At 61.7% G+C, this 25,796-nt stretch carries 20 protein-coding genes and 2 pseudogenes; 13 read left to right on the forward strand and 9 right to left on the reverse strand.

Annotated features, from left to right (window positions below; genetic code table 11):
• The 4 genes from ACWGTI_RS27040 to ACWGTI_RS27055 all read right to left on the reverse strand — a co-directional run bounded on the left by ACWGTI_RS27040 (position 1) and on the right by ACWGTI_RS27055 (position 2,722).
• A complete protein-coding gene (locus ACWGTI_RS27040) occupies positions 1–621 on the reverse strand; it encodes a SctK family type III secretion system sorting platform protein (RefSeq protein ID WP_454589949.1) in 621 nt (206 codons plus the stop codon).
• Positions 618–1,388 carry a type III secretion system inner membrane ring lipoprotein SctJ gene (sctJ, locus tag ACWGTI_RS27045; protein ID WP_454589950.1) on the reverse strand — a complete coding sequence of 257 codons (771 nt, stop codon included), beginning with the start codon at positions 1,386–1,388 and terminating at the stop codon, positions 618–620. The genes ACWGTI_RS27040 and sctJ overlap by 4 nt, the downstream gene beginning before the upstream one ends.
• 67 nt (positions 1,389–1,455) lie before the next feature.
• Positions 1,456–2,088 carry a hypothetical protein gene (locus ACWGTI_RS27050; protein WP_454589951.1) on the reverse strand — a complete coding sequence of 211 codons (633 nt, stop codon included), beginning with the start codon at positions 2,086–2,088 and terminating at the stop codon, positions 1,456–1,458.
• Between the two features lie 19 nt (positions 2,089–2,107).
• On the reverse strand, positions 2,108–2,722 hold the full coding sequence (locus ACWGTI_RS27055) for a type III secretion protein (RefSeq protein ID WP_454589952.1): 615 nt from the start codon (positions 2,720–2,722) through the stop codon (positions 2,108–2,110).
• Positions 2,723–2,916: 194 nt separating this feature from the next.
• On the opposite strand from ACWGTI_RS27055, the gene ACWGTI_RS27060 reads away from it, so the two are divergent.
• The 3 genes from ACWGTI_RS27060 to ACWGTI_RS27070 are packed head-to-tail and all read left to right on the forward strand — an operon-like array spanning position 2,917 to position 4,646.
• Entirely contained in the window at positions 2,917–3,315 is a 399-nt protein-coding gene (locus ACWGTI_RS27060) for a hypothetical protein (RefSeq protein WP_454589953.1), read from the forward strand.
• A complete protein-coding gene (locus ACWGTI_RS27065) occupies positions 3,312–3,710 on the forward strand; it encodes a L,D-transpeptidase (protein ID WP_454589954.1) in 399 nt (132 codons plus the stop codon). Before ACWGTI_RS27060 ends, ACWGTI_RS27065 begins: the two co-directional genes overlap by 4 nt.
• A gap of 3 nt (positions 3,711–3,713) precedes the next feature.
• A complete protein-coding gene (locus tag ACWGTI_RS27070; RefSeq protein WP_454577503.1) occupies positions 3,714–4,646 on the forward strand; it encodes a LysR family transcriptional regulator in 933 nt (310 codons plus the stop codon).
• Positions 4,647–4,738: 92 nt separating this feature from the next.
• Here ACWGTI_RS27070 and ACWGTI_RS27075 read toward each other — a convergent pair whose 3' ends face one another.
• Entirely contained in the window at positions 4,739–13,927 is a 9,189-nt protein-coding gene (locus ACWGTI_RS27075; protein ID WP_454589981.1) for an enterotoxin A family protein, read from the reverse strand.
• Between the two features lie 114 nt (positions 13,928–14,041).
• Between ACWGTI_RS27075 and ACWGTI_RS27080 the strand changes: the two genes are divergently transcribed.
• Positions 14,042–15,013 carry a hypothetical protein gene (locus tag ACWGTI_RS27080; RefSeq protein WP_454589955.1) on the forward strand — a complete coding sequence of 324 codons (972 nt, stop codon included), beginning with the start codon at positions 14,042–14,044 and terminating at the stop codon, positions 15,011–15,013.
• 892 nt (positions 15,014–15,905) lie between these two features.
• Here the strand turns inward: ACWGTI_RS27080 and ACWGTI_RS27085 are convergent.
• Positions 15,906–16,766, reverse strand: a complete 861-nt coding sequence (locus tag ACWGTI_RS27085) for a MurR/RpiR family transcriptional regulator (RefSeq protein ID WP_454589956.1) — start codon at positions 16,764–16,766, stop codon at positions 15,906–15,908.
• Between the two features lie 211 nt (positions 16,767–16,977).
• Here ACWGTI_RS27085 and ACWGTI_RS27090 point away from each other — a divergent pair, with 211 nt between their 5' ends.
• From ACWGTI_RS27090 to ACWGTI_RS27120, 7 genes are all read left to right on the forward strand, one after another.
• Positions 16,978–17,163: a hypothetical protein gene (locus ACWGTI_RS27090; RefSeq protein WP_454589957.1), complete on the forward strand. Its 186-nt coding sequence runs from the start codon at positions 16,978–16,980 to the stop codon at positions 17,161–17,163.
• Between the two features lie 118 nt (positions 17,164–17,281).
• Complete coding sequence (locus tag ACWGTI_RS27095; protein WP_454589958.1) at positions 17,282–18,280, forward strand: SctD/MshK family protein; 999 nt, start codon at positions 17,282–17,284, stop codon at positions 18,278–18,280.
• The gene (locus ACWGTI_RS27100; RefSeq protein WP_454589959.1) at positions 18,277–18,717 is read left to right on the forward strand and encodes a hypothetical protein; all 441 of its coding nucleotides are present in this window, start codon (positions 18,277–18,279) and stop codon (positions 18,715–18,717) included. Before ACWGTI_RS27095 ends, ACWGTI_RS27100 begins: the two co-directional genes overlap by 4 nt.
• A gap of 17 nt (positions 18,718–18,734) precedes the next feature.
• Positions 18,735–19,043, forward strand: a complete 309-nt coding sequence (locus tag ACWGTI_RS27105; protein ID WP_454589960.1) for a hypothetical protein — start codon at positions 18,735–18,737, stop codon at positions 19,041–19,043.
• Positions 19,044–21,212, forward strand: coding sequence for a type III secretion system export apparatus subunit SctV (gene sctV, locus ACWGTI_RS27110; RefSeq protein WP_454589961.1), 2,169 nt, complete (start codon positions 19,044–19,046; stop codon positions 21,210–21,212).
• Between the two features lie 24 nt (positions 21,213–21,236).
• On the forward strand, positions 21,237–21,464 hold the full coding sequence (locus tag ACWGTI_RS27115; protein ID WP_454589962.1) for a pilus assembly protein N-terminal domain-containing protein: 228 nt from the start codon (positions 21,237–21,239) through the stop codon (positions 21,462–21,464).
• Positions 21,448–22,485: an EscU/YscU/HrcU family type III secretion system export apparatus switch protein gene (locus ACWGTI_RS27120; RefSeq protein WP_454589963.1), complete on the forward strand. Its 1,038-nt coding sequence runs from the start codon at positions 21,448–21,450 to the stop codon at positions 22,483–22,485. Before ACWGTI_RS27115 ends, ACWGTI_RS27120 begins: the two co-directional genes overlap by 17 nt.
• A gap of 70 nt (positions 22,486–22,555) precedes the next feature.
• Here ACWGTI_RS27120 and ACWGTI_RS27125 read toward each other — a convergent pair.
• The 3 genes and pseudogenes from ACWGTI_RS27125 to ACWGTI_RS27135 all read right to left on the reverse strand — a co-directional run.
• Positions 22,556–22,780, reverse strand: a pseudogene (locus tag ACWGTI_RS27125) (isoprenylcysteine carboxylmethyltransferase family protein); the annotation flags it as partial.
• 82 nt (positions 22,781–22,862) lie between these two features.
• Positions 22,863–23,242, reverse strand: a pseudogene (locus tag ACWGTI_RS27130) (antibiotic biosynthesis monooxygenase family protein).
• A gap of 53 nt (positions 23,243–23,295) precedes the next feature.
• The gene (locus ACWGTI_RS27135; protein WP_454589964.1) at positions 23,296–24,189 is read right to left on the reverse strand and encodes an NAD(P)/FAD-dependent oxidoreductase; all 894 of its coding nucleotides are present in this window, start codon (positions 24,187–24,189) and stop codon (positions 23,296–23,298) included.
• A 90-nt stretch (positions 24,190–24,279) separates the two neighbouring features.
• Between ACWGTI_RS27135 and ACWGTI_RS27140 the strand changes: the two genes are divergently transcribed.
• Together ACWGTI_RS27140 and ACWGTI_RS27145 are read left to right on the forward strand one after the other, a co-directional pair.
• The gene (locus ACWGTI_RS27140; RefSeq protein WP_454589965.1) at positions 24,280–24,957 is read left to right on the forward strand and encodes a TetR/AcrR family transcriptional regulator C-terminal domain-containing protein; all 678 of its coding nucleotides are present in this window, start codon (positions 24,280–24,282) and stop codon (positions 24,955–24,957) included.
• 123 nt (positions 24,958–25,080) lie between these two features.
• Positions 25,081–25,674, forward strand: a complete 594-nt coding sequence (locus ACWGTI_RS27145; RefSeq protein ID WP_454589966.1) for a sensor histidine kinase — start codon at positions 25,081–25,083, stop codon at positions 25,672–25,674.
• Positions 25,675–25,796 lie beyond the last annotated feature (122 nt).

The following is a 25,796-nucleotide window of genomic DNA, read 5'->3' on the forward strand; positions in this document are numbered from 1 at the left end:
CTAGCTCATCGCTCGTCGAACAATCGCGGGACCAGTCTCGGCAAAGGGTTCGGCTGCCGTCTGATCGACAAGCTCGTGCGGCACCAGCTTGAGGCGTACCCGCATGCTCGTCCCGCCAGGCATCGCCTGACACCAGGCGCCAAGGCAACTCAGGCCGTCGGCATAGACACGGGCGTAGATGTCCTCCAGGGGCTCCAACTGCTGCATCGGACCGGCCAGATCGCGGTTGGCCACCGCGAAAGCGCAGAGATCCGCGCCAAGCGCAGCCTGCCACGCGGCCGCTTCGCGTCCAACAATGACAGCGGCCAGACTGCCGGCCCAGTAGATCGCGCCGGCGCGAAGCGCAAGTTCCTCCAGTTCCTCGCCAGAGGACAAGGCGATCGCTCGATCGACCTCGTCGGCCGGCTCTTCGACTGCTGAAGAGAGCCCGTGACGCTCGATCAGAAGCTCAGACAATCGTTCATTCAGACGTCGCGACTGCAGCATGCGCACGCAGGCAGCCTCACCGATCGGGCCGTCAAAGCATTCCGCGAGCCTGGCCGCATCCACATAGGATGCGAGGTTGGACACGAATGCCTGCCATTCCAGGCTGGCTGGTTGCTTCGAGCCGGTCTGGGTCATGTCTTCTTCACAGGCATTGCCGAAGCCTCGAGCGCATAGACACCGGACTGTCGGTACCACTGCACGTAGGCCAGGCGGGCAGCCAACGCGAGTATGGTCCCCGCCATGCCGTAGAACAGCCACATCGCGGCGACGACGCTGTCCGGATGCAGCCAGAGGCCGAGGAACGTCGTGAGTTCTGCCTCGCCGGTTCCCTGCTCAGGGGCCGCCGCCGTTACCGGAATGAGGGTGACGGACACATTGTCATAGGTCAGTCCGGCTATACCCTTGGCCACCAGCATCTTGACCTGTGGGATCAGCTCATTCATCGGAGCCGATGCGCGATGCCGAATGAAGACGGAGGCGGATGACGGCACCAGTTGCTGTCTCAGCGGATCGTTTTCGGGCAAGACGAGATGAACACGCGCGGAAAGCACGCCGTCTATATCCGAGATCGTCTGCGACAGTTCCTGGCTCAGGCCATAGATCATCGCCGCCCGCTCTTCCACCGGTGAGGACACGAGCCCACCTCTCTTGAACACGTCGCCCAGCGTCTGGAATTCCTGTTTGGGCAATCCGCTTTCATCCAGAATCGCCATTGCTTCGGCGAACCGGTTTTTCTGCACGGAAACCGTCAGTTTCCCATCTTTGGCGGTCTCGCGTTGGGCCGGAATCCCATGGCGCATCAACGTGGCCACGATCTCGTTGGCTTGCCGCTGGTTGAGGTTGGAATAGAGCTCCTCCGAACACGCCTGCAACGCAAGCATGCCGATGACAATCAACGCCACGCGGCATCGACTAAATAGCGTTGACCGCCGCGGCAGGGATAGCGTGGGCACGAACACTCCGTAGCGCTTACTGTTGTTTGATCAGCGTGCTGGTGGACGACGTGACGGCGGTCACGCTGCTCGTTACCACCTCCAGATTGGCGGCTGCCCACATCACCGAAATGGATCGTTCGAGGAGTTGCGCGGCATTTTTTTCCGGGGAATTTTCGCCTTCCTTGCCTGACGGGGCCGCCTTGCCGGCAGCGTCCTGCCCCGTGGCCGCATCAGCGTTCACAGGGGCGTTCGCCCGGCCAAGGGCCTTCTGGACCTGTTGCATGGTTCCTTCCAACGACTTAACGGCGGAGCCGAACAGTGCCGACGGATCCGTGAGCGCCCCGCCCCCTGCCTTCTCGGCCTCGGCCAGATAGTCGAAGAGCTGGCGTTCGACGATCGGCTCTGTCCTTTCCGGTTTTGAGGATTGTCCAGCCATTGCCGGATTGGCTCCGGACGATGCCTGTGCCACCTGCTGACCTGCCCGTGTGGCGACATCACCGCGCTCAGGCGTGTTGACCTTCGCGGCGTCGTGCTTTTCCTGCTTGGCTCCGACCATCCGGTTGCCAGGCTGCACCGCCGCGCCGGCGGTGATCTGCTGTTGCGAGCTTATGCTGGTGGTCAAGTTTGCAAGCGTAGCTTCCAGAGCTCCAATCGGCGCGATTTGCATGGACCTGCCCTCCTGTTTCCTAGTTCTTCGTGGCGGAGGGGACATCATACGCCTCCACCTGCCTTCCGCGGAAAACGCGGACCGAAACAACCTTGCCCGGCTCCGGCTTCGTGCCCGTTGCCGCGGGAACTCCGAGCGTTTTCCTGACCAGTTCGATGTAGGAGGGTGGGCCCGATACCGAGACGACGTCGTCTTGCTTGGAAGCCTTTACCGGAAACCTCGGATCGATGACGCCCAGCCGCGAAAGCCGATCTTCCGCGCCGGCAGCCGTGTTTGCATCAAGCGGGATCATTTCCGTCTGGATTTCGGCTTCGGTTGCCACGTTCATGACAATGCCGTCGAAATGCCAGACCAGCCCGTATCGATTGCAGATCTCTTCCAGAAACTCGCGGGCCGTTCCCACCGGCATGCCGGCGCTGAGGCGTCCCTTTACAAGCTTGCTGACACGCATGGGCACCCGCATGTTGCGGCCAAGCTCGACCAGCGCGTCTGTCACCGACTGGTCGACCGTGATGTATTTGTAAGGACCGGGGGGCCAGCGCGGTTCGGCAGCGTGTGCGTGCTGCGAGCCAAGGCCGAGCGCCAAGACCGTGGCCAGGCCGCAGGCGGCAAAAGCAGCCCTGGCTCCCGACAACCGATCCGCATGGCAAATACCGCGTCCCGTCAACTTTGGTCCTATTGCAAGCGACCCACGAGTGGTGACCCGCATCGCTCGCTTCATGGTTGCCCGCCGGTTTCACTCTATCGCTCACACTGGAGAAATGGAAGTCCAATTGGACTACGTATTAACTTCCCGTGCCAAATGTTGCGAACCACCCGCAACGCGATATGGTGCGCGCTGGAATCAATCACCGGTTCGTGATCGCCGGTTCGATGCTTCGCGGAAGGGGATCGGTCTCGGTGGCGCCAAACAAGATCTCGCTCGCGAAGCTCGATGCTCGCGCAAGCGTTTTTGGAAGCAGGATTCCGATCAGCCCGCATCTCATCCGGAGATTGGGTGCATCGCTTCTGCTCGCCGCCACGTTGATTGCCGCCATGGCGCCATCGCAGGCCCAATCGAACAGCGGTTATGACCCCAGAAGTTGGGCTTACGATCAGTCAAGAAATGTGTTGGTCTCCCCTTCCGGTCGCGACCGGACTTCGGGTGAAGAAATTCAGCCCGGGTGGTCGGCAATCCCCCGGGAGATCGTGACTTTCACCGAAGCTCAACCGAAGGATCCATCGTGATCAACACCACCGAGCGCCGCCTGTACTACATCCTGGGAGACGGCAAGGCGCTGCGATATGCAGTGGGCGTCGGCAAGGAAGGGCTGGAGGGGTCCGGCCGCGACACGATTTCGAGCAAGAAAGACTGGCCAGATTGGCGGCCGCCCGCCGAAATGCGATCCGGGGAAGCATCAAAGGGCCGCCTGATGCCCGCTCGCGTCGCGGGAGGGCCGAACAACCCATTGGGCGCCCGCGCGTTGTATATCGGAAACACGCTTTATCGCGTCCATGGCACCAATCAGCCATGGACCGTCGGACAGGCCAATTCGTCCGGCTGCATCCGCATGACCAATAAGGACGCTATCGACCTATATGACCGAGTAAAGATCGGCGCTCAAATTATTGTCCGGCATTGAATCGTGATCCCTTTCAACATCAAGCAGCTCGAAACCTTTCTCCTGGTGGCGACTTTCGGGAGCTTTCGAAAGGCGGCGGAACGCCTGAACACGACGCAGCCGGCGGTCTCCACGCGAATTGCCGGCCTGGAAGAAGCGCTGGGTGCCAGGCTGTTCGAGCGGCAGAGCGGCACCGTCAGGCTGACCGCCGAGGGACAACGGCTACTGCCACCTGCTCAACGGGTCCTGCGCGTCGCGGAACGGCTGCAGCTGGCGGCCAACTCTCTTTCGGAGACGGCGGGGGTGCTTCGGCTCGGGGTTGCCGAATCCATCGTGCACACCTGGCTTCCGGATTTTCTCAGGGAACTGCAAGCGAACTATCCGCTTGTCGATACCGATATTGTCGTCGATGCGACGACCACCCTGCGCAATGAACTCATGTCCCATCGGCTCGATCTTGCAGTGCTCATGGGTCCTATACTGGAATACAGCATCGAGAATATCGAGCTGCCATCCTTTCCCCTGGTCTGGGTCTGCTCGCCGCAATTGAAATTGCCCAACCGACGCAAGCTGACGCTGAAGGACCTGATGCAGTTTCCAATCATCAGCTATGCGCGCAGCACGAGACCCTACAGCGAGCTTTACCGCAAGCTCACCGGCGAGTTGGAAGAGACGCCGCGCATCTTTCCGGCTAATTCCCTTGCCGCCTCCATCAAGATGACGCTCAACGGTATCGGCATAGCCACTCTGCCCGAGGAAGTCGTCCAAGAGTATACCGCAAGCGGCAAACTGCGCATCGTCGACTGCGAATGGCACCCATCCGACCTGCGGTTTACCGCCTCCTACTCTTCTGAACCATCCAATCCGATAGCGGAGCGGGCGGCGAGGCTGGCCGCCTGTGTTGCAAACGCCTATGCCGCGAGAACCGGCCAAGGCCAGCAAGCCGCCGGACGCTAGACGCTCCGCGCCCAGCGTTAAACAAGGTAGAGCAGTTCTGCGTTTTCATCAGACGCTGAACCGCTGCGCTCCAGGATTCGGTCGCTCCTTTCTCAGCCGATCGACGTCGCAGGCAGGTAGATGCGGTCGCCCGAGAAGATCATATCCGGGCTCAGGATATGATCCATGTTGAGCACGACGGTCTGAGCCACATCCGCTGAATGGCTTTTGGCGATCAGGCGAATAGAGTCACCGTTCTTGACCTCGACCCATTGATAGCCGTCCTTTTCCAGCGTTGGATTCGTGCGGCCCTCGGAATTGCTGCTGCCCTCGGGATGGACCTCGACATAGTCGCCGGAAACCCAGCCGCTATGCATTTCGCCGTCCGGTCCGAAACCCTCGACGGGTATCCAGGCTTCTCCCGACGGATCGGTCGACGGCTTCGCGGTCTGTTCGACGAACGTGCCGGGTTGCAGGACCGTCGCCACCGTCGAAGTCCCGTCAGGCTGGGTCCGCAAATTCAGGCCGTCATCCCCCTCCACGACGAGCTGCGGGAAGTCCTGCGGCGGGGTTTGCGTCTCACCTGGAACATCCGAGGGATCCTCGGGTTGCTTGGACGACGCATCGCCGTCCGGTTTTTTCGGATCGGGTGGAGAGGCCGGCGCGCCCTCCCAAGGCTTCGTCAGCAGAGAGTCCAGCGAGAAGAGAAGCATGCCGACGCCGAAGGTTATGCCCAGGGTCCACCGATCCCACGCACCCCATCTTTTGTCGGACTTTTCCGCCGCCGCCATTTCGGCATCGGTTCGCGGCACCGAACGGCGATTCATCCGGTCCGTCCTTATCGCCGACGCCCAGAATTCGGCGCAGCCGAACGTGAACAAGGTGCCCGCGACTGTGGCGATCGGCGCCGGCCAGGAGTGCAGCGTATAGACGGCGCAGCCAAGCACATAACCGGGTCCAGCCAGATGTTCGGCCACATTTCGGATCACCGGTCTGCCGGTGAACGACTGCAGCATCGACTTCGTACCATAGACGACGTTGCCGAGCGAAAACGTGCTGTTGACGACAAGGTCCTTGCCCTGGATCATCCCGGTCGCGGCACCTGGCGCCGCTGCAATGAATGTGGCCCCGCCGAGCGCGTTGAGGAATCGCCCGAACGGCTTGTGATTTGCGGTTGCGTTGGGGAAGATCGCCTGCGAGCCGAAAACGAAGCCTCGGACGCCAAACGCCACCGCTGCGGCAGTGGCGCTCCAGGTTGGCGGCAACGAACTCCACAACGCGTAGGAGGTGGTCGACATGCCGCCAAAGGTGGCGAGCGCCTGAGCGTTTTCGCGCATCCTGGCATGGCTGAGGGCCAGGTCGACGCTGGCAGCCTGATCCGGCGTCATCGCCTTGTTGTGGGTTGCCCGGAAGGTCGTCACCTGCAGCACGGAAAACGCGTTCGTCTGCTCCGTCGACATCCAGGCAAACTGCGTTGGCGTGAACTTGCGCAATTGGCCGGGGCCGAGCTCGCCAAGCTGCTTCGGCGTGAGAGCCGCTATTTGCTGCTTCGTCAGTGCCTCGACCTGATGAATTGTCAGGGCGCCAAGCTGCTCACGCGTAAGCGCCGAAATATGGTCAGGCGACAGCTGTGCCGTCGTCATTGGATTGCGTGCCGCGACGAGATCGGGATTCAACGCTGCGAACTGCGTGGCATCGAGATGGCCGAATTGGGCAGGTCTCATGGCGGCGAACTGTTCCGACGTGAAGGCATTGCGCTGCTCGTCGCTGAGCCCGGCTATCTGGTCGGGCGTCAGCTTGCGCACTTGCTCGATGGTCAAGGCAGCAAGTTGCTCAGGTGAGAGGGCAGCGACCTGATCTGGCCGCAAGGCGGTGATGCGGCCAGGGGCAATAGCCTGCAATCTGCTTGGCCTGATCGCCTGCAGCTGTTCGGCGCTCTCCGCCTGCAACTGCTTCGGCCGCAGCGCCGCAACCTGATCGAACGTCAGCTGCCCGAATTGCTCGGGGCCCAGTGCAGCCAGCTGTTCGGGCGTCAGCTTGGCGATGTGCTCCGGCTTGATTGCATGCAGTTGCGCGTCGGTCAGCCCGGAAATCTGATCGGCCGAAAGCGACCTGACCTCTGGCCCGGTCGGCGCGCGCACAGGTTCGGCAAATCCCGGCTCTGCGGCGGAACTTACCGGAAGCTCGAGGCCGACGAACTTTCCGCTGGCAGGGTCGAAGATCGCCCTGCCGCGGTCAGGCGTTGGGGGCCATGCGGCACCTGCGGACGATGCTTCGGCGGAAGCGTTCAACACCTGCGGCGCTTCGCTGGCCAGAGGCGCCACCTCATTGACGACGGCTTCGGTCACCGGCGGCGCGCTGACATCCCAGAATTCGTCGGCTGGCCGCAGGATTATCTGCGGGCGTTCGGGCGTCGACGCGCCCGGAGCAACGGCATCCTCGTTGCGGGTGAACCCGCCGACGAAGTTGCCGTCAGGATCCATCATCCTCCAACCGTAGACCTCGCTCCACGGTATAGTGCCGTCGATCGCCGTCTCGTCGACGCGGGCCATCCTGTCGCCGACAGGCCGGCCCATCGCCTCGAACTCGGTCGGGACGTGGAGGCGCGGTCTGCTTGGATTCAGCGTATAAAGATAGGTGTAGCCTTGCCGGCGCGCCGCCCGCGACTCTTCCGCGACGAAGGTCTTGGCCCCGGAGACCGACTGGCTCGTACCAACGAACCGGCCATGGGTGTTGCCCATCACATAGTTGCTCAGCGCGATGCCTTGCGGATTGTCCACCCAGATTCCTGTCGGCGGCGGTGGCGAGAAGCCGCCGGCGTCCCTGATCTCGCTCGGCGAGCGCGTATCGGCGCGGAAAACATAGGGGCCGACATTGCCGCGCGACGGGCGGCCGGCATTGCTTGCTTCCTCGGCCGCATTGGCAGGTTGATCGCCCTCTTCCGGCAGGCTTCCCGGCACATGGTCGTCGGAGGCACCGCGTATCCAGGGCAGCACGACGGCTTCGCCCGTGTCGGGGTCGTAGACCAGTATGTGCGTCTTGTCCTGCACCTCCGGAGCATCGGCCAGGGCGCGGGGTCCGTCGGAAGGCGGCACATAAACCTGTTCCGGGCTCCTCGGCTCCGTGCCCAGCATTGCCGCGACGATCACCTCGCCATTCCTGTCCTGGAGATGGATGGTGCGGCCCGCGGCGACCTGGCTCGACACCGGTTGAGATTGCGGAGTTGCCGTAGCGGACTTGCTGTGTCCGAAGATGTTGCCGACAATTCCCGCATCGTCGAGCGCCCGCTGCAGTTCGGCGGAAGGCGGCGCATCGAGGAAGACCCAGCGCGGCTGATAGCCGGGGTTCTCGTTGCGCAGCGCCACATCCTTGTTGATCTGCTCCTGCAGTTTCGGCGTCAGCGGTACTTCACGCATCTGGGCAACACCGTTGATCGTCGTCCAGCGGTGGTACGTCTTGATCTCAATCGCCTCGATTTCGTCCTGGCTCTTGAACACAGGTGAATCCACATATCGCCCACCTTCGCCAATGACAGGATGGGGACCATCCGGATTGGCCGCGACCGGGAAATGCGCTTCTCCAAGCGACCCATTGAGTTCGCGCGTATAGACCTCGCCGGCTTTCCATTTCTCAGGCTGCCGCATGTTGCGGACCTGCTGCAGCGAATAGGTTGTTGGCGGCGCCGCCTCGATTGCCTTCCTGGCTGGCGTTGCCGCCGGCGGCACGGTTTCGCCCTGCGGCTGTCCCCGACTGCCCGGCACATGGTCCTCGGAGGCACCGCGCACCCACGGCAGGACGTATGCTTCTCCGGTCTCCGGATCGCGGAACAGAATATGCGACTTGTGCATCAACTCCGGTTCGTCGCCGCGCGCTGGGGGCCCGTCGGCGGGTGGCACATAAACCTGCTCCGGGCTCCTCGGCTCGGTGCCCAGCATTGTGGCGATGATCATCCTGCCGCTCTCGTCCTGAAGCTGCAGGGTTCTTGGCGGGCCGGCTTCGGCTGCCGCGCCGGTCTCGGCGGAAGCTGGTTGCCCAGCCAACGCCGCATTGGCGACGCCGGCGGCCGCGTCCTGCCTCGGCGCTGGGTTGGTTGCCGGGGGCACCGGCCGTCGAAACGCCAGAGGCCTGGCTGAAGGCGAAGGAACAACCCCATGCTCACGATACCAGCGCGCAAGCGGTTGCTGCTGGTCGCCTGGTGCCAGATAGACAAATTCCGGCGGAGGCATCTCGGAAGGTTTTGCCTGTGTCTCGAGGAAGTCACGAACGGCGCTCATCGCGCCAGGTGGAATGAAAGCTTCATCCTCAAGTGACAGCAACGTGGATTGGCGGAACGCCTCAATATCGGCCTTCTGACTGGGTGTCGCGGTAGTTTCGATTTCATCCAGCCATTTTGCGAACGACGCCTGGCCGCCTCTCGGAAATGCGAGCCCTCCCCCCCTGTCAGCACGTTGGTCGAGTTCATGCAGCCAGCGTGGAACCGCTATTTCCACAGGCAGTTTGTCGTCGAAGGCAAATTCACGTCGAACGAAGTCGGCCTTCGCGACGATCGGGGCGACCTCAGGCAAATTCGTTCGGTAAAAGAACCTGATTTCGCCCGTGAACGCCAATGGCAATTGGAGGAACGGGACCGAGGGCACGCGCAACTTGAGGGCCGGGCTCCGCACCGCGAGCGTGACGTCAACTGTCGCCGCGACAGCCTCACGCTTGCCGAAAAGGTTGACATAGATCGGACCACCCGAGCGAACATAATGATTGTAGGGCGCAGGCAATTTACGCAGCAGAATGCGATCGGGACTTGGCAGGAATTTGTGGAATGCCTCGTTGACGATGACCTCGAGCCGGCTTGCGCCGGCATCCCACACGCGTCGACTTCTTCCCGTGAGATCGACAATTGTCTCTCCCAGTGCCAATCCGGGAACAGCAGATTGCCGCATCCCACTTTGTGAGCCAGGAATGAACAATATCGATTTCTGGGCATCGATTTCTCCCGACGCCACCAGTTCTCGGATCGTGCTCATGTCGGGATTGTCGGCAAGAGCCTCCGCCGTATGTTTGTCGTTCACGACGAACTGGGCTCTCAGTCGGAGGCGGTCAAGTACTCCCTTGTTTGCGTCGACGAATTCCGAGTTGACGATCGTTCCCTTGGGCAATGTTGCGTTCATCGCCACTTCGTAGCGCTTCTCGACGCTTAGCAAACTCGTCAGATAATACTTGTCTTCCAGGTAAACCTTCCGATAGGGAACGTCGCCGTCGAACTCTAAGAATTCTGTCTTGCCGTCCGCTGTTTGACGCAAGAAGTCGCTTTCCCCGTCGTTCAAAATTGCCGACTTTGAGCGAAGGGCCAGGCTGAATGTGAGCTCCACGGCCCAACCCTTGTTCCCCGCCGGACCGGCAAGACGGGCAGAACGCGACATGACAGTGAAGACAGAATCCGAGGCTTCTCCGAACAGCCTTTGATGTGCCGCGTCGAGAAGATCCTGTCCTTTGAATTGAAAGGCGGTCTGGCGCTGAACTTTGAGGCCGAGCTGTGCGAGCGTGATATTGCGATGCTCGTTGGGGCGAATGGAGATTCCCAGTTCTTTGCCGAAAGTGTAGCGCGCCGGTTCGAGCGACCGGTATTTGACGCTGTCCGCAAATGACTGCCCAAGGGCACGATAATTGGTGCGTGTCCCGAAGCCCACCATGTATGACCGCCAGGTCGGAGATCCCAGCTGGAATGCCTCAGGCATACCCGGGATCGAATGGAGAGCAAGATTTATAGGATCGGAATTGACCCGGACTCGTCCGAGCGCGGATATCCTGAAGTCTCCCCAGCTCTTGTGTTTGGCCGGCTTGACGCCCGCCGGTGGGTTGGCGCCAGGAGCTGCGCTTTCGTTCACTGTCCTCCGCAGCATTTCTGGAATGCCATCGGGACCGTAGCGATCGGCCAGCTCATGGCTGGAATAGTAGCTTTTCTCCTGCTCGTAACGGGTCACGAGCTGTTCGGTAGTCAAGCCGTCGAGATAGGCCGAGGGTGTCTTCGGATCCTTGCCACTGGTGTAGACATACCCACTCGTGTCGCGTTCGGGCGCGCCGGTGAAGCTGCGCGTCTCCGGGTCCCATACGAGATGCACGGGACGACCGTCCGTCCCGATCGGCGTTTTCGACACGATGATGGGATCGCCGCCAGCGGGATTTGGGCTTCGCTCGGCCGAGCCATCTGGATCGCGGCCCGGCAGCATCGTAGGGTCATCGCCTCCGGTGGCGTCCGGGGCCGGCTCATGCAAGACGATCGGCCGCGACGGCTGGCCGTCCCCTGAGGGATCATTCTTGTCGCCCGTGAGTGGCGGCAGGTTCTGACTCTCTGACTCGCCGGCCGGCAGTGCGCGCTGACCGGTTGGATTGCCCGCGTCCGGCGCGTTGCGGAAACCTTCCCAGGCAGCGAAACCGGGCTCCTGCTGGCCACTCGTTTCGCCGAGCACCTCGCCGTCGATGACGATCTCATTCGGATCCGGCATGACCTGCTCGCCGGTGGGCCTGTAGACACCGTCCGGGCCCATCTCATAGACGGCCCGCGGTCGCGGCCCCGAATCCGGTCCACCCGGCGGTGGAAAGCCCGACGCGGGAGCCCCGTCGCCGCCCCGAGGGCCGGCCGCTCCAGGCATATTGTAGAGCAGCGAGCGGCCGCCCAGGCCGGTGCCGACCGCGCCGGTGCCGATGCCCATGATGGCGTTCGCAAGTTCGGCAAATGACATTTCGCCGCCATGGTTGGCCAGATCCTCCGCCGATCTGGCAAGCACCGGAACACCCGTGACAACGCCCCCGGCATCAAGGCCCCACGCAGCGGTAGTCAGCTTGCTGCCGCTTTGCAGATAGCTCGCTGCCTGTTCGGCATAAGAGGATTGCGTTACGTTTACACGGAGTTTGCCAATGCCCCAACTAGCATCGCTCATGCGCGCCATTCCGAATCCGCCTGCGAAAGCCTCGGAGGTGGACAAGCCGGCCCTTGCCAGGCCAAACGTGCGCAGGGCACCGGCTCCTACGGGCAGGAACGCAGTCACGCCGGTCGCGATGTTCCAGGCCGACTGACTATCGAAGTCGCCGCCCTGAATCAGGTGCTCACCTTCCTTGTACAGAGTCTTGCCGCCAAGAGCCGCGCCGGCGGTGATCGCGATAGGGATGGCCCATTGACCGCCTGGAACGAACGAGACGATGGTGGCGGTGCCGGCCACGATGCCAAGACCGATGTCGGTGGCCTTGTCCCAGAAATCCACCTTGCGTGCGTCGGCGACCTCCACCTCGTCGAGCGAGAACCCATCGGCGCCGAGTTTCATGTTGCCGCCCTTGGCCAGGATCAGCTTGCCGTTCTCGCTGAAGATGCGGTTCTCATGCTGGAATTCGTCGAAGCTGCCGTAGTATTTGCCGGAGCTGTCGACATAGCCGATTTCTTTTCCATCGTTCTTGATCGCGAATAGTGCGGTCGACGATTCCACCCCGCCATCAAGCGCGAAGATCGGCACGACCTTGACCTCTGCGTTCTCGCCGGCGCGGTCGGTGATCTCATCTGTAACCTTTGTGACCCCGTCGCTCGATTCATCGAGACCGAGTGTGCGGGCAACCGTCCCGCTGAGTTCCCCAGGCTTGTATTGCTTGTATTCGCCGGTGACCCCGTTGTCGTACAACTGCTTGAGCTGGACCTGGTAGCCGGCGAGCGCTTGATCCCTGTGTTCCTCAAAGTACGTGTTTTTGAGCCGCGCCTCATGCTCCTCGTTGCCATATGTCAGAAGCTTGGCGTTGCTTGCATAGAAGCCGTACCAATCGCGCGCCGCCACCATCGCCGGGCGGACATCCTTTTCCCATGTCTCCAATTGGGTCTTTTCGGTTTCTGTCAGACCCCTGTCGATTTCCGCGGCCGCGACTTCGGGATGCACCCATAGCCACTGGCCATTCATCTCGATCCGGACCGACTTGCCACTGGCACCGATTGCGCCCGCTCCTTCCTTCTCGTAGGCATTGGCAACCTCGGGTGCGACCCAGAGATCGCGGCCGTTCACCGTGATCTTGACCGGCTTCTCGCCTGGCTGAAGCGTGCCGGCAGGCGCGTCGACGGTTCCCCCGCCGTGCTCGGTGATCGCCTTGTCGCGAGCCGTCGTCGCGTCGACGAGCTTGGTTTTCGCGTCTTTCAGCTGTGCGTCAAAACGATCGACCTGCACGCCGACGATCTTGGACTTGGCGGCCGCCAGCGCCGATTGCGAACCTGTTCCATAGGGCGTGCAGACCTGCGCCGAAGTCGAGCTTTGCGTCGACGCCAGCAACTCCTGCCATTGCTTGTTGAGCGGATCGTTGCGGAAATCGTCCCTGATCTTCTTGTCGTTAAGATCGTATGTGAGCGCATATTTCAGGACCGGCGTGTCATTGCCGTGTTCATCGGTGAAAACATCATTCTCATAGGTGTTTACGAGATAGAGCTGTCCATTTTCCTCGATCACTTCCTGCGATTTCAGTTTGCCGGTGAAGTCGCCCGCGCCGTTCGTGTAGCCGTCCCAATCAAAATGGTGCGGATTTCTTTGCATCGCTCGCGCGACCAAGGCCTGCTTGATCGGCTCGACATCCACGGCAAGGTCGGCCGCATTTTTTTGCGCAACTCCAAATTCCTCATACGCCTCAGCCAGGGTCACCTGGCTGGCTGCCCCCTCCTGCAGCCCTTTAAGGCCCTCGAGCCGACCGCTGATTTCGGTATACTCGGGGCTTCCGGGTTTGGCCTCGGCAAGCTTCAGCTCTGTGGCACCGACCATCTGGTCGATCGTGGCCTTATTGCCTCGCGCGGTATGCAGCGCGGCGTTGATCAAGAGCTGCGTGACCCCGGCGTGCTCAGCTTTGCCCTGCAGGTTGATTTCCTCGCGGGTGGGCCCGCCGGGAGTCCCCACGGCCGGCTTGCTCGGATCGCTGAGCACCGGCAGCGTTGCCTGCTTATCAATAGCATCGAGAAGGCTCTTCTCGCCCGCTTCGTACTCAGCCCTGGCAGTGGTGGCACTTTGAAGCACGTTGTTGGCGGTGGTCAGTCGCTTTTGCGCATCGGCCAGCGTGCCTTTCGGCTCCGGGGCCTGCCATTGCAGTCCATAAGGCGCCAAGACCTCGTCGAGCGTCGTCTCGGCACTCTTCATGGCTCCCTTATATTCGGGATCCAGCGCATAGACGTCGAGCTGGGCCCCGCTCTGCTCAGGCTTTGCCTGTGCTTCGCCGAGACGCGCTATCACAGCGTTCTCGGCGGCGATCGCCTTGGCAACTTGCGGATCGAACCATTGCCAGCTCCCGTCGACCATCAGCGGCACCCATTTGCCGCCTGACGGAGCCGTAGCCGACGGCGGATCGCCGAACGGGCCAACCGATGTGGCGCTGCCGTCGAGATTCGGCGTGGCAGGCTTGCCGCCACCATATTGCTTGATCGCATCCTTTACTGCTTGCTGCTTGTCTGCGACTTCTTGGGCAAGCTCGGGACTTGCCCCGCCGAGCACCCCTTCCAGGGTCGTCTTGAGAACCGTGTCGGTCTTGGCCTGTTCGGGATCCTTGCTCTGCGGATTGATTGCCAGCAGCAGTTCGGCCAACGCCTGCTGCGCCGTGCCTGCCTCGATCTTCAGGTCGGCGCCGGTGGTGGTGTTGTGCAGCGTCATGCTGCCATCGGGCCTGGTGGTCAGCGTATAGCCGTTGAAGGTCACCTCCACGGTCGTGCGCGTACCGTTGTCGATGGTGATTTTTTCGCCCGTATGGATGGTGTCTGGGTCGCGAGACGAGCTGAAAAGCTCCGGGTTCGTCCTTCTAAGATCCTTCAGTGTCACGCCATATTGCTGCGCAATCCGAGTCAGGTTGTCGCCGGGCTTGACCTCGTACTCGACGGCCTTGCCGCCATTGATCTTCTCGGTGGTGGTGGTCGTCACCCGGCCGTCCTTGTCGGTGACGATCTTGGTCTCGGTCCCTGTTTTCGGATCGACGATGGTGGTCGTGGCCTCCCCCGTTTTGGTGTTGCGTACACTGCTGCGGGTCCCGCCGTTGCCATCGACGGATTGCGAGGTTTCCTTGCCGTCGGCCGTGGTTACGACGGTGCGTTCGTCATGCTGATAGTCGTAAGAGTAGACGGTCTTGTCGCCGGTGTGCGGGTCGACGACTTCGACCGACTGCACGTCGCCATTGCCGCTTGCCGCTGCCTGCGTCTTGACCTGATAGCCGGCGGCCTGCAATTCGGCGATCACCTGCTGGCTTGTGAGGCCGTGTTCCCGCGCGATCTGGTCGATGCTTTTCCCGTCGGCAAGATCTTTCTTGATGTTCTGCGTGCTTGTGCCGCCTGGATCCTGAGTGGGCGCCAGGATGGTCTTTTTGCCATCCGGACCGGTGACGGTGGTCACTGGAAGTGACGGTCCCCTGCCCGGCGTCACCGTTTCCACCGAAGTATGATTGGGCAGCGAAGTTCGCTCGGTGACGGTACCCGTGCCGAGATCGTCTTCATACCGCGTCGTGATGGCGCCGGTGTCGGGATTGTAGCTGCTGGTCTCCTTGCGGCCGAGCCCGTCACGAACCGGGGTGGTGGTCGCGGTGCCGTTGGGCTGCTGCACGCTCGTATAGTAGCTGTCGTGCTGATAGTCGTAATATTGCGTGACGGTGCGGCCATTGGCATCCGTGATTTTCGTCGTCAGCACGTCGCCATTGCCACTCGGGTCGGCGGTCGACACAGCCATGCCGCCAGACCTGAGCGCGGCAATGACCTGATCGCGCGTCATGCTGCGGGAAGAGGCGATCTGGTCGATGCTCTTGCCGCCGGTGACGTCGTTGACGATGGTGCGGGCAGTCGTCGCTTCCGCGGCGTTGTCTTCGGGCTTGTCTCCCTCAAGTTTCACCGGCGTCAGCGTGGGTGCCGCGAGATCCGTCCGCACATAGACCGCCGGCGTTACCGTCGTGCCGTTGCCGGATGTGCCGGTGCTGGCGTTCACAGCCGGCGCTGCCGGAGCAGTGACCGGCGGCGGCTGAAGGGAACTCAGTTGCGTGTTGACCTGCGCCAGTTCCTGGCGGGCCTGCGCCGCCCAGTCACGCTCGCCCATCCTGTTGGCGAGCCTGATCTGCTCCCGGAGCTTCGCCGCCTGCGCCTCCAGCCGCGCTATCTGCTCGGCGTTTGCCGTGGCATTGACCTTTTGCGGCTGGACGGGCGGCTTGTTGAGCGTTATCGGGCGAACCATCTGGACGACCTCCGGAAATCACTGTTGCCGGCAGCTTGGCCGCCGGCACGCCCACCCGATCGCACCCTTTCGGATGTTATCGAGGGGGCTTCCAATAAATGCCGAAAGCGGCAAGCTGCTCTTCCGACTGTTTTACTCGTTCTGCGACATCCGTTTCGGACCGCACTGCCGTCAGTGCCGCCAGAAGTTCGACGGCGGCGAACGCCGGCGCCATGCTTCGGAAGAACGACTGCGAATTCGACGTGACGATGATTGTCTCCCGCGCGATCCGCGTCAGCGGAGACACGCTGCTGTCGGTGATTGCCACCACGCCAACACCCTGCCGAGCCGCCTGGCGCGCCACGTCGATGGTCGTGCGTTCATAAGGCGACATGCCCACAGCCAGCAGCACATCGCCACGTCCCGCGTGCTGGAGAGCGTCCAGGCCCTGTCCGGCCATCTCGCCGACAAGCGTTACCTTGCGGTCACCGCCAGCCAGAAACGACATGACGTGAACGAAGTGGCTCGCGACCGGAGAGGCGGAGCGTGAACCGAGACCGAAAAGATCGCGTGATCTTGCAAGCAGGTCGGCGGCGGCGATGAACTGCATGGCATTGCCGTATTCGCCAAGACTTGAAATCTGGGCCGCGAGCGTGTCGGCAACGACGCCGACGGTAGAGTATCCAGGGGCGCCACGCTGCCTGATATCCTGGCGCGCCGGCTCACCAGCGACCGTCTCACGCAACGCGCGCGCATAAAGGCTGCGCATATCCTCGTAGCCTTCAAGGCCAAGCCATCGCGCCAGCCGCATCATCGTGCTGTGCGAAACGCCGGCCTGGTGCGCCTGCTCGCGCATCGACATCAGCGCGACATCCTTGGGATGATCCAGCACGAAACGCGCCGCCACCCGTAGCTGCGGCGGCATATTCTCGAACCGTTCGACCAACAACTCAGCCAAAGGACCTTTTTCCATTCTGACATACCCCATTCACCCGGTGCGGAGGTTACTCCTTGAGCGCCCGCGACGCAACACTTGGAACCTTTATGGCTCAAATATTCCAAATGGACTTTCATTTTCGATCATGCTGTCTTAAGCTTCTTTCGCAACGTGCCGGATCGCAGCGTTGTGAGTCCGCAGTTTGCAACTTGAATAGTCCCTCAAGGAGACAATGATGGCACCTACCCCTCCCATTACGTCCGGCTCTGCAGGGTCGCCGGAACAGAACCTGGACAAGATGATCAAGCACCAGGAGCGCATGTTTGGCCTGGAGATCACGAAAGAGATCGCGAAATCCCAACATGACATGCTGATGAGCACCGCGAAGACCCTCGGTCAGTCGGCTGAGAAGGCCTGAGGCAAGGATTCTCGCACCCATACGCCGCCGCAGCAACCGGCGGCGTACTTGCGCGGCAGAATCTTTGAACGCCGTCGTCGCTGTATTTGAGATCGTCATCGGCGGGAGATGAAGTGGCATGACCGATAGTCCTATCGGCAGATATCTGGATGCGGCGCCAGCGCGCCTCCTGTCAATTATTGCCCCCTCCCCGGCGACCGGACATTCCATTGCGCTCAGCGTAACCCAGGGATTTCACGCCGGCGCCGAACTCAGCCTGGTCGAGCCGCTATATACGATCGGCTCCAGCACGGAGTCGGACATCGTCCTCAGGGATGGCGGCATCGCACCGATCCACGCGAGGCTGCGGCGCAGGGGCAGCCAGTTTGAAATCGAAGCCGTCGGCGGTGATGTCATACTCGCCACCGGCGAGACCATCCGTGAGGGACATGGCAGCCGCTGCAGGCTGCCGCTGACCATAAGTGTCGGTGACGCCCGTATCCGGCTGGTCAGCCCGGAACGCCCACCGAACAGGTGGTCCGTTACCAATCGCCCTCTCCTGGTCGCGGGCAGCGTTCTCATCGCGGTATTCGCTGTTTCCGTTGCCGCGAACGGGTTCTCTTTCGCCAAGCCCGACATTGGCGAGCAGGTATCTTCTCAGGACGTCAAACCGATCAGAATGGCCTTTGCCGGCGAGGCGGGGCAAGAAGTGCTGGACGATTCGTCACCGGCACGGATACAGGGCGCCGCCGACGCGGAAAGCCAGCTCAAGCTGCGTCTCGAGCAATCCGGCATGAGCACATTGACGGTTCAGCAATCACCCGGACGCCTCGTGGTCTCGGGAATGATCCCTAATGAAAAGAGCGGCGTCTGGACGGAAACACAATCCTGGTTCGATGAGGCGTTCGGCGCCCATATTACCCTCGTCTCCAACGTCATGATCGGCAACGCGGAGCAGGCTCCGCGCCTGACGCTGCAGGCAATCTGGTATGGCGAGCGTCCATATGTCATCGCAGCCGACGGCGCACGCTACCACGAAGGTGCATTCACGAATGACGGCTGGACCATAAAGCACATCGGCGAGACGGAACTCCTCCTGACCAAGGGCGGCGCCACGGTCGCGCTGAAATATCCGTGAACCGCCGGCTTGAAGGGCCGCGGTTCGACACGGCAAGGGTGGATAGTGCCGGCCGCGAGGTACGGCAGGCGGAAGGTGTGCGCGGCCAGGCAATCAACCGGCGGCGGATGAATGGCGTCGACAAAGCCGCCAACCGTGCTCAGGGCACGAAGTCGGCGGCTGGTGCGGAAAAGCCGGAAACCGCGGAATTCCAGTCCTCTCGAGGCCCGGCCGAGCAATCGCTTGACGAGATACTCATCAACTTCGTCATGCCCAGCATTCCCGAGCCAGCCATCCTGCGTCGCTCCGTACCCATTCTCCAGCATTTTGTAACGCACCTGGTCCCCGACCTTGAGGGCGGCGAGCAGCTCAAGACGCTCGCCAGAACGCTGATGGAGGATGAGATCGAGCGTCATCGCGATCTGCTTGGTCGAATGCAGGAAGGAATCGAAATCTGACCGACCCGCATGACACCGTGCACCTGCTGCATGTCCTGGGCTATCTCTACGGATGTCACGGGCAGGCAAAACGGGGCGCGGCGTACCTGCTTATCGCGGCACAGCTCGCGCCGGGAAATGCCGGTGTCCTCAGGACATTGGCGCACCTGCTCATTCTTGATGGCGAGGCCGAAAAGGCGCTTGCCACGATTGCCAGGCTGGAGACCGTGGAAGGAATGGACCACCCGGCGCTTGCATTGCTGAAGAGCCGCGCCTTGCTCGTGGCCGGGCGCAAGACCGAGGCGCGCAGTGCCTTGCTGAGCTTCCTGTCGCAACGAGGTGTTTGAATGACCATGTCGGAGCGACTTCTCCAATTCCTCGCCAGGCTTTCACGCCGCAGCGACCTGGTCATTGCCGTCCTGATGCTCGTCGCAGTGGTGATGATGCTCATTCCATTGCCGACGTTTCTCGTCGATATTCTCATCACCGCGAATATCGCCATCAGCGTGCTTATACTGCTGGCCTCGTTTTATGTTTCTCATCCGCTCCAGTTCTCATCGCTGCCGTCGGTCATCCTCATCGCCACCTTGTTCCGGCTGGCGATCACGATCACCACCACGCGACTGATCCTGCTCCAGGCCGACGCTGGCGACATCATTACCGCCTTCGGCACCTTCGTCGTCGGCGGCAGCATTGCGGTGGGCCTCGTCATCTTCCTGATCATCACCGTCGCACAGTTCATAGTGGTGGCGCGGGGCGCCGAACGCGTCGCCGAGGTGGCCGCGCGCTTCACGCTCGATGCGTTGCCGGGCAAGCAGATGAGCATCGATGCCGAGTTGCGAAACGGCGACATCGATCAGGCGGAGGCACGCCGCCTGCGCCAGCAGCTGGAGCGCGAGAGCCAGTTGTTCGGCGCGATGGACGGCGCCATGAAGTTCGTCAAGGGCGACGTCATCGCCGGAATCGTGATCATCCTGGTCAACCTTGTCGGTGGTTTCGCGGTCGGAACGCTGCAGCACGGCATGTCGCTGGGGGACGCGGCCGCGACCTACTCGCTGCTCACCGTGGGCGATGGGCTGGTCGCGCAGATACCGGCACTGCTCGTCGCCGTGGCCGCCGGCACGATGGTGACGCGCGTCGGCAGTGCGGACGGCACCGGCGATCTTGGCCGGCAAATAACCGGCCAGCTCCTGCGGGACTCCCGCGCGCTCGCACTCGCCGCGGTGATCATGGTCGGCCTTGCCCTGGTGCCAGGCTTCCCTTTCATCGTGTTCCTGATCCTTGGCGCCTCATTCGGCGCGGGCGCCTATGCAATCAATCGCCGTACCGCCCAGGAATCCGAGCCTCAAGCCACCGGCCAGATCGCCGTGCACGAACAACCGGGGAATTCCGCGTCGCTTTCGGCCATTGCGACCGGGACGCTGCCTTCTTCCTACCGCGTCGTCGTACGCTTCGGAGCCGAACTCGGACAGTCGATTCCGGAACCCGAATTTACCACGCTCGCCGACGGCGTTCGGCGCGAACTCTTCGGCGATCTCGGTGTCGACGTTCCGGCGATCGGCATACAGGTCGATGAGATGCTTTCACCACGAAGCCTCCGCGTCGATCTGGAGGGTGCGCCCATCCTGGATGCGGAAATTCCCGCCGACCGTGTTCTTGTCGAAGCGGACGCAACGCATCTCGATCTGCTCGAGGTAACTTACGAGAAAGGTGCTTCGATTGCAGGCCAGCGCAAATTCGTGTGGGTCGATGACAGCCACGTCCCGGCACTGAAAGAAGCCGGCTTCGCCTTCTGCGCTGCCGCGGAAACAGCGGCCAAATGGACCGAAAATGCACTGCGGCTTTATGCCGGCCATTTCGTCGGAATCCAGGAGACACGCCGGCTCCTGTCGGACATGGAGCCGGATTATGCGGATCTCGTCAGACAGGCACAGGAGATCGTGCCGCTGCAGAAGATCGCTGAAGTGCTCCGCCGGCTTGTCGGCGAAAACGTGCCGATCCGCAATCTGCGGCTGATCCTCGAAGCATTGATCGAATGGGGCCAACGCGAACAGGACGTCGTCCTGCTGACGGAATATGTCCGCACATCCCTGAAACGCCAGATCAGCTTCCGCTCCGCCGGGCGCAACAACATCATCGCAGCCTATGTCCTGCAGCGGTCGGCCGAGGATATCCTGCGAAACGCGGTGCAAAGCACTTCGACCGGCACATTCCTGAATCTTTCCGACGATGACGCGCAGGCCCTGGTGACCGAGATCGAGCGAGCCCTGTCGCAGAACTCGACAGATGTATCGCCGGTGGTCCTCGCCGCGATGGATGTACGGCGTCATATGCGCAGCCTGCTCATGCACAATGCCATCGAGCTTCCGGTTCTGTCCTTCCAGGAACTGACGCAGGAATTCAATGTCCAGCCGTTGGCCACGATCGCCGGGCGCTCCGGCAGGGCTGGCACTCGCAACGTCTCCCAATCGCTGCCATCGGCCCAGGCGAAAGCCGGGCAAGAGGCAGCCTCATGATGCCAACCGGACGGATGGTGACAGTTGGGGAAGCTCGACCTGCCGGTCGGGCAAGGGTGTTTGTTGCGGTTCAATGATCCGGTCGAATCCGTCCTGATTGCGGACACCACCATCGCGGACCACCAGATCGTATCGCCGAGCATGGATAACGACTGGCAAGAATACGACATGCTGCCGCATATCCACCTCTCCGTATTCAAGCCCGCCCCACCTTACAGTGCGGTAAGATTGCAACATGGCCGAAGAAGCTGAGGAAAAGAGATTACCGGCGTCCGACAAGAAGCTTCGCGACGCCCGCCGCAAAGGCCAGGTTTCGCAGAGCCGCGACCTGGTGTCCGGCTTCACATTCCTCGCAGCGCTCGCGTATCTCTATTTTTCCTGGCCGATGCTCTTCAGGCGCTTTTCGGAACTCGTGCAGACCGTGACCTTGCCTGGCGACTCGTTCGGGGAGGTCAGCTTGCGGGCCATCCGCCATTCGTTCTCGTTGCTGATGCTTGCCACATTGCCGCTGGTCGGCATCGTTGTCGTTTTCACCGTGGCCTTCGGCATGCTGGGGACGTTCGGGCCAGTCTTCTCGTTTGAACAGCTCAAGCCGCAGTTCGATCACATAAACCCGGCGAAGGGACTTCAGAAAATCCTGTCGCTGCGCAATGTCATCGAGTTCACCAAGGGCCTGATCAAGGTGGTGTTGCTGGCAAGCCTGTTCGTATTCATCCTGGCCGCGTGGCTGCAGCCGCTCTTCGATGCGCCAGGCTGCGGTCCGTCATGCCTGGAGCCGATTATCAAGGCGGTGCTGACACCCCTTGGAGCTGCCGCGGCCCTGGCCTTTGTCGTTATCGGCTTGATCGATGTTCCCATTCAGCGTTGGCTGTTCCTTCGCGACATGCGCATGACGACAACCGAATACAAGCGCGAACACAAGGATCTCGAAGGAGATCCATTGATCCGCCATGAACAGCAGCGACAGCGGCGTGAAGCGGTGATGCAACCTGCGAAGCTGGGCGTCAGGAATGCGGTCATCGTCTTCGTATCCGGTGACCGCGCGGTGGCTTTGCGTTACGTCAAAGGCGAAACGCCGGTGCCGACGGTTGTCGCCAAGGGTCAGGGCCGCGCTGCCGATGAGATAATGGCTCAAGCGCGCCAAGCAGGTATTCCCATCGTCGAGGATGCGGCCGCCGAGGCGCTCTTCGAAAATGCGACCACCGGGTCCTATATCGGCCAGCAGGTGTTTTCGCCGGTCGTTCGCCATCTCGTCCGGCTCGGGTTGACCTGACGCAAGAATCCCTGCTGTCGTTCTTAAATATCGCTGCCGCGAGCGATCAATCGGGGACAAGATGGGCGAGCGGCGCGCCGTTGGTGCCCAGCCGCCGGAACAGCCCCGCTGCCGCAAGCATCATCGCCGCGCCGGCAACGAACAGGAGCGCGCCCGTCGCGACCAGCAACCGCCAGTCGATGCCGAAGGAGCGCAGGGTGACGAACCGCTCCGCCGCCAGCCCCAACAGCAGCGCTCCCGGATAGACGAAGGGCGGAGGGAAGCGCACACCCGCGCTGTCCGGTTCGACGGCCATGCTCATCTCCAATCTATGCTCTCAAACCAGCATCGACTGCTGGCGAAGATTCCCGCCGTCGCGCCTTGCGTTATTTCCGGAGTCAGGCTGTGCAAAAGCCGGGGACGGCGACCTTTTGGAACAGGTGCGGTCTGGCTTCGACCGATGACGGATATGCTGGAAGTTTCGCGAGGAACGCGGGATCCGTGAAGGCGGCGCGGACCGCCTCGGTGGATTCCCACACCACATAATTCAGGTAAGTCGGGCTATCGCCGATCGCTCGATGCAGTTGCATGGAAATGAAGCCCGGTTGCTTCGTTATGACCTCGGCAGCCGCCTGAAAGCGTCCAGGAAACCCGCTTCGTCGGCGGGATCGACGACCGTGAAGAGGTTGATGAGCACGAGAGGCGCGGCCGCGATGCCGAGTTGGCGGTGAAACGGAAAGTTCTCGTCGAGAGGTATGAATGGTTTTGCGGCGGTCATGGTGGCGCTCCGGTCTATTGTGAATTGAACTGCGTGATCGATGCGGCCTGCCCTCAGGCCAACATCGACTGCTGGGCGAAGATACCCGCCATCGCGCCTTGCCATGTTGCCGTGGTGACCGAGGGGATGCCGGGGTTGGCAAGGTCACCGGCGGCGTAGATGCCTGGCATGCTGGTTTCGCGGCGCTCGTCGGTCTTGAGGGCGATGCCGGTTGGCGTATTGACCGTGGCGAGGCCCAGGGATTCATGAAGGCTTGCGGACGGTTTGTTGCGCGGATGTGCGAACAGGATGTCGACCGCGACATCGGGGCCGGTATCGAGCTTGATGGTGGCACCATGGCTCCCGTGACGTGCGATTTCGGTGATCCGGCCATCAACGAGAGGTACCTGGCGGCCCGCCAGATCGGCCCGTATGTCGGGGGTGATGTCGTGACCATTGCCGAAGACAGTCAACCTGTCGGTCCAATCGTGAAACAGCCTGACCTGATTCATCGACTGCGGGCCAGACCAGACGAGGCCCCAATGCTGGTCAGCAACTTCGAAGCCGTCGCAATAGGGGCATGGGATGACGGATGTGCCCCAGTTCTCGTCAAAACCCGGAACATCAGGCATTTGGTCAACAACGCCATAGCTCAGGATCAGGCGGCGCGCGCTAAGGGTTTCACCATCGCCAGTGAGGACGGAGAAATTGTCGATGGTACCGGATATGCTGTCGGCGCGGGCATTGACCATCCTGATAGCAGGGTAGCGCGCGAGTTGCTGCCGAGCCGCGGCCAGGATGTCGGACGGTGGCTTGTCATCGTGGCCGAGCACACCGTGCGAGCGGCCAGCGAAGCGGTTGCGCTGAAGGCCGGTATCGAGAACGATGACTTTGCGGCGGGCACGGCCGAGTTGCAGGGCCGCGGCGAGGCCAGCAAAGCTCCCGCCGATGATGATGACGTGATCCATGGAAATGGGCTCCGTGTTGTAGATGAAGCGCTGGGCCAGGGCACAACGACTTGCATTTCAGATACTACATGGTATCGTAATGCAGGAATTATGATACTGTCAAGGACTGAAATTGTGGTAACCGAGAAAAACACCCAGGCCCGGCGCGGCCGGCCCGCCAACGAGGCGCTTGGACAAACGATCGTCGACACCGCGGGCGAACTCTTTGCGGAATTGGGTTTTCAAGCGACGACATTGGATATGGTCGCCCAGCGGGCGAAGATATCCAAGCTCAGCATCTACAGGCACTTCGAGAACAAGGAAGCCCTGTTCAGCGCGGCCTTTGCAGCTCGCTGCCATCAGTTAATACCGCAGGCGCTTTTTGAAGACGTCGACGGTTCGGCCGAAGATCAGCTCATGGCGGTGGGATCATCCCTGCTTCGCACGCTGTTGCGCCCGGGCGTCCGCAGTGTCGAAGCCATGGTCATGACCGACAGCACGAATCAACAGGCGTTGAGCAAGCTCCATTACGAAGCCGGCCCCGCCCACATCATCGCTCAAATCGAGGCCTTGCTGCGTCAGTTGCACGCGAAGGCGGTTCTGAAGGTGCCCGATCCTCTCCGGTCCGCCCGCTTGTTTGCCGCGCTTTTCAAAGGATGCGATCTCCTGATTATCGCACGCTTCGATGAGGCGAGAGCAGAGGACGACAACGAAATCGAATCCTATTGCCGGTCGGCCGTCGCCATGTTCATCGCCGCGCACGGTGGCAACGACCACGCGAGCGGATAAGCATTTGATTGCTCCTGGCAACTTGCCGGGACCGTAGTCAAGGCGCTTCGTCATATTGGGCCGGCGCGCGCCCACAGCGGCTGGCTCTCCCTCGTCGGGGATCATGACCTTGGGGACGATCTGATGCCGCTGGCCGCCATCGCGGCGCTTCGGATCGGAGCGGAAATAGAGCATCATCACCTCAGGCAGCAGCTTGTGAAGGCAGCGATGCGGGAAGGGAGAAGCAGGCTTGCTAGGGATATGCACGACAGCCTTCTGCAGTCTCTTGCGGCGATCGGGCTGCAACTGAAGGCTCTCGAGCGAGGTGTTGCCGCGCCCGAGAGGCGGCAGATCGCCGAGATCAGAGGGTCGGTAGCGCAACAGCAGAACCTGCTTCGTCAGTTGGTTTCAGAAGTGCGGGGCAATGATCGCGGACGTGCCGCCGACACGCCCGTGGAAGCCGCAGTGGCTGATGTGCTGAGGAAAATGGAGGCGCAGTGGAATTGCCGGACGTCACTTGCCGTATCGCCTGGGAGCCTCGTCGCCAGACGAGAAACAGTAGAGGGCCTGTCATTGTTCATGGCCGAGGCTGTTGCCAACGGAGTCCGGCATGGAGGAGCAACGAAGTTCCGGCTCGACGTGGCGAAGTCGGAGAAAGCGCTATCCATCCGCCTGCAGGACAATGGCAGTGGCCTGCCCGGGCTGTCTGGCTGCCTCTCCCACAAACGCGTGTCTTAGTCCGTTGGCATTGAAGCGTGGGGGGCGGATAAACGCTTGCCCCGGGACGCGACCCCCGTTGGAGCGTCCGTGATGGCAGGACCATGTCTCGGCGACACACCAAAGATCCGGCGCGGCGATCT

The organism is Mesorhizobium sp. ArgA1 (genome assembly GCF_053714375.1).

Bases quoted from the DNA above. Each gene is read 5' to 3' on its own strand.
- ACWGTI_RS27090 (WP_454589957.1), top strand. From the start codon at position 16,978: ATGATGGCACCTACCCCTCCCATTACGTCCGGCTCTGCAGGGTCGCCG.
- ACWGTI_RS27060 (WP_454589953.1), top strand. From the start codon at position 2,917: ATGGTGCGCGCTGGAATCAATCACCGGTTCGTGATCGCCGGTTCGATG.
- ACWGTI_RS27095 (WP_454589958.1), top strand. From the start codon at position 17,282: ATGACCGATAGTCCTATCGGCAGATATCTGGATGCGGCGCCAGCGCGC.
- ACWGTI_RS27145 (WP_454589966.1), top strand. From the start codon at position 25,081: ATGCCGCTGGCCGCCATCGCGGCGCTTCGGATCGGAGCGGAAATAGAG.
- ACWGTI_RS27050 (WP_454589951.1), bottom strand. From the start codon at position 2,088: ATGCAAATCGCGCCGATTGGAGCTCTGGAAGCTACGCTTGCAAACTTG.
- ACWGTI_RS27040 (WP_454589949.1), bottom strand. From the start codon at position 621: ATGACCCAGACCGGCTCGAAGCAACCAGCCAGCCTGGAATGGCAGGCA.
- ACWGTI_RS27075 (WP_454589981.1), bottom strand. From the start codon at position 13,927: ATGGTCGACGGGAGCTGGCAATGGTTCGATCCGCAAGTTGCCAAGGCG.
- ACWGTI_RS27135 (WP_454589964.1), bottom strand. From the start codon at position 24,189: ATGGATCACGTCATCATCATCGGCGGGAGCTTTGCTGGCCTCGCCGCG.
- ACWGTI_RS27140 (WP_454589965.1), top strand. From the start codon at position 24,280: ATGATACTGTCAAGGACTGAAATTGTGGTAACCGAGAAAAACACCCAG.
- sctV (WP_454589961.1), top strand. From the start codon at position 19,044: ATGACCATGTCGGAGCGACTTCTCCAATTCCTCGCCAGGCTTTCACGC.
- ACWGTI_RS27120 (WP_454589963.1), top strand. From the start codon at position 21,448: ATGGCCGAAGAAGCTGAGGAAAAGAGATTACCGGCGTCCGACAAGAAG.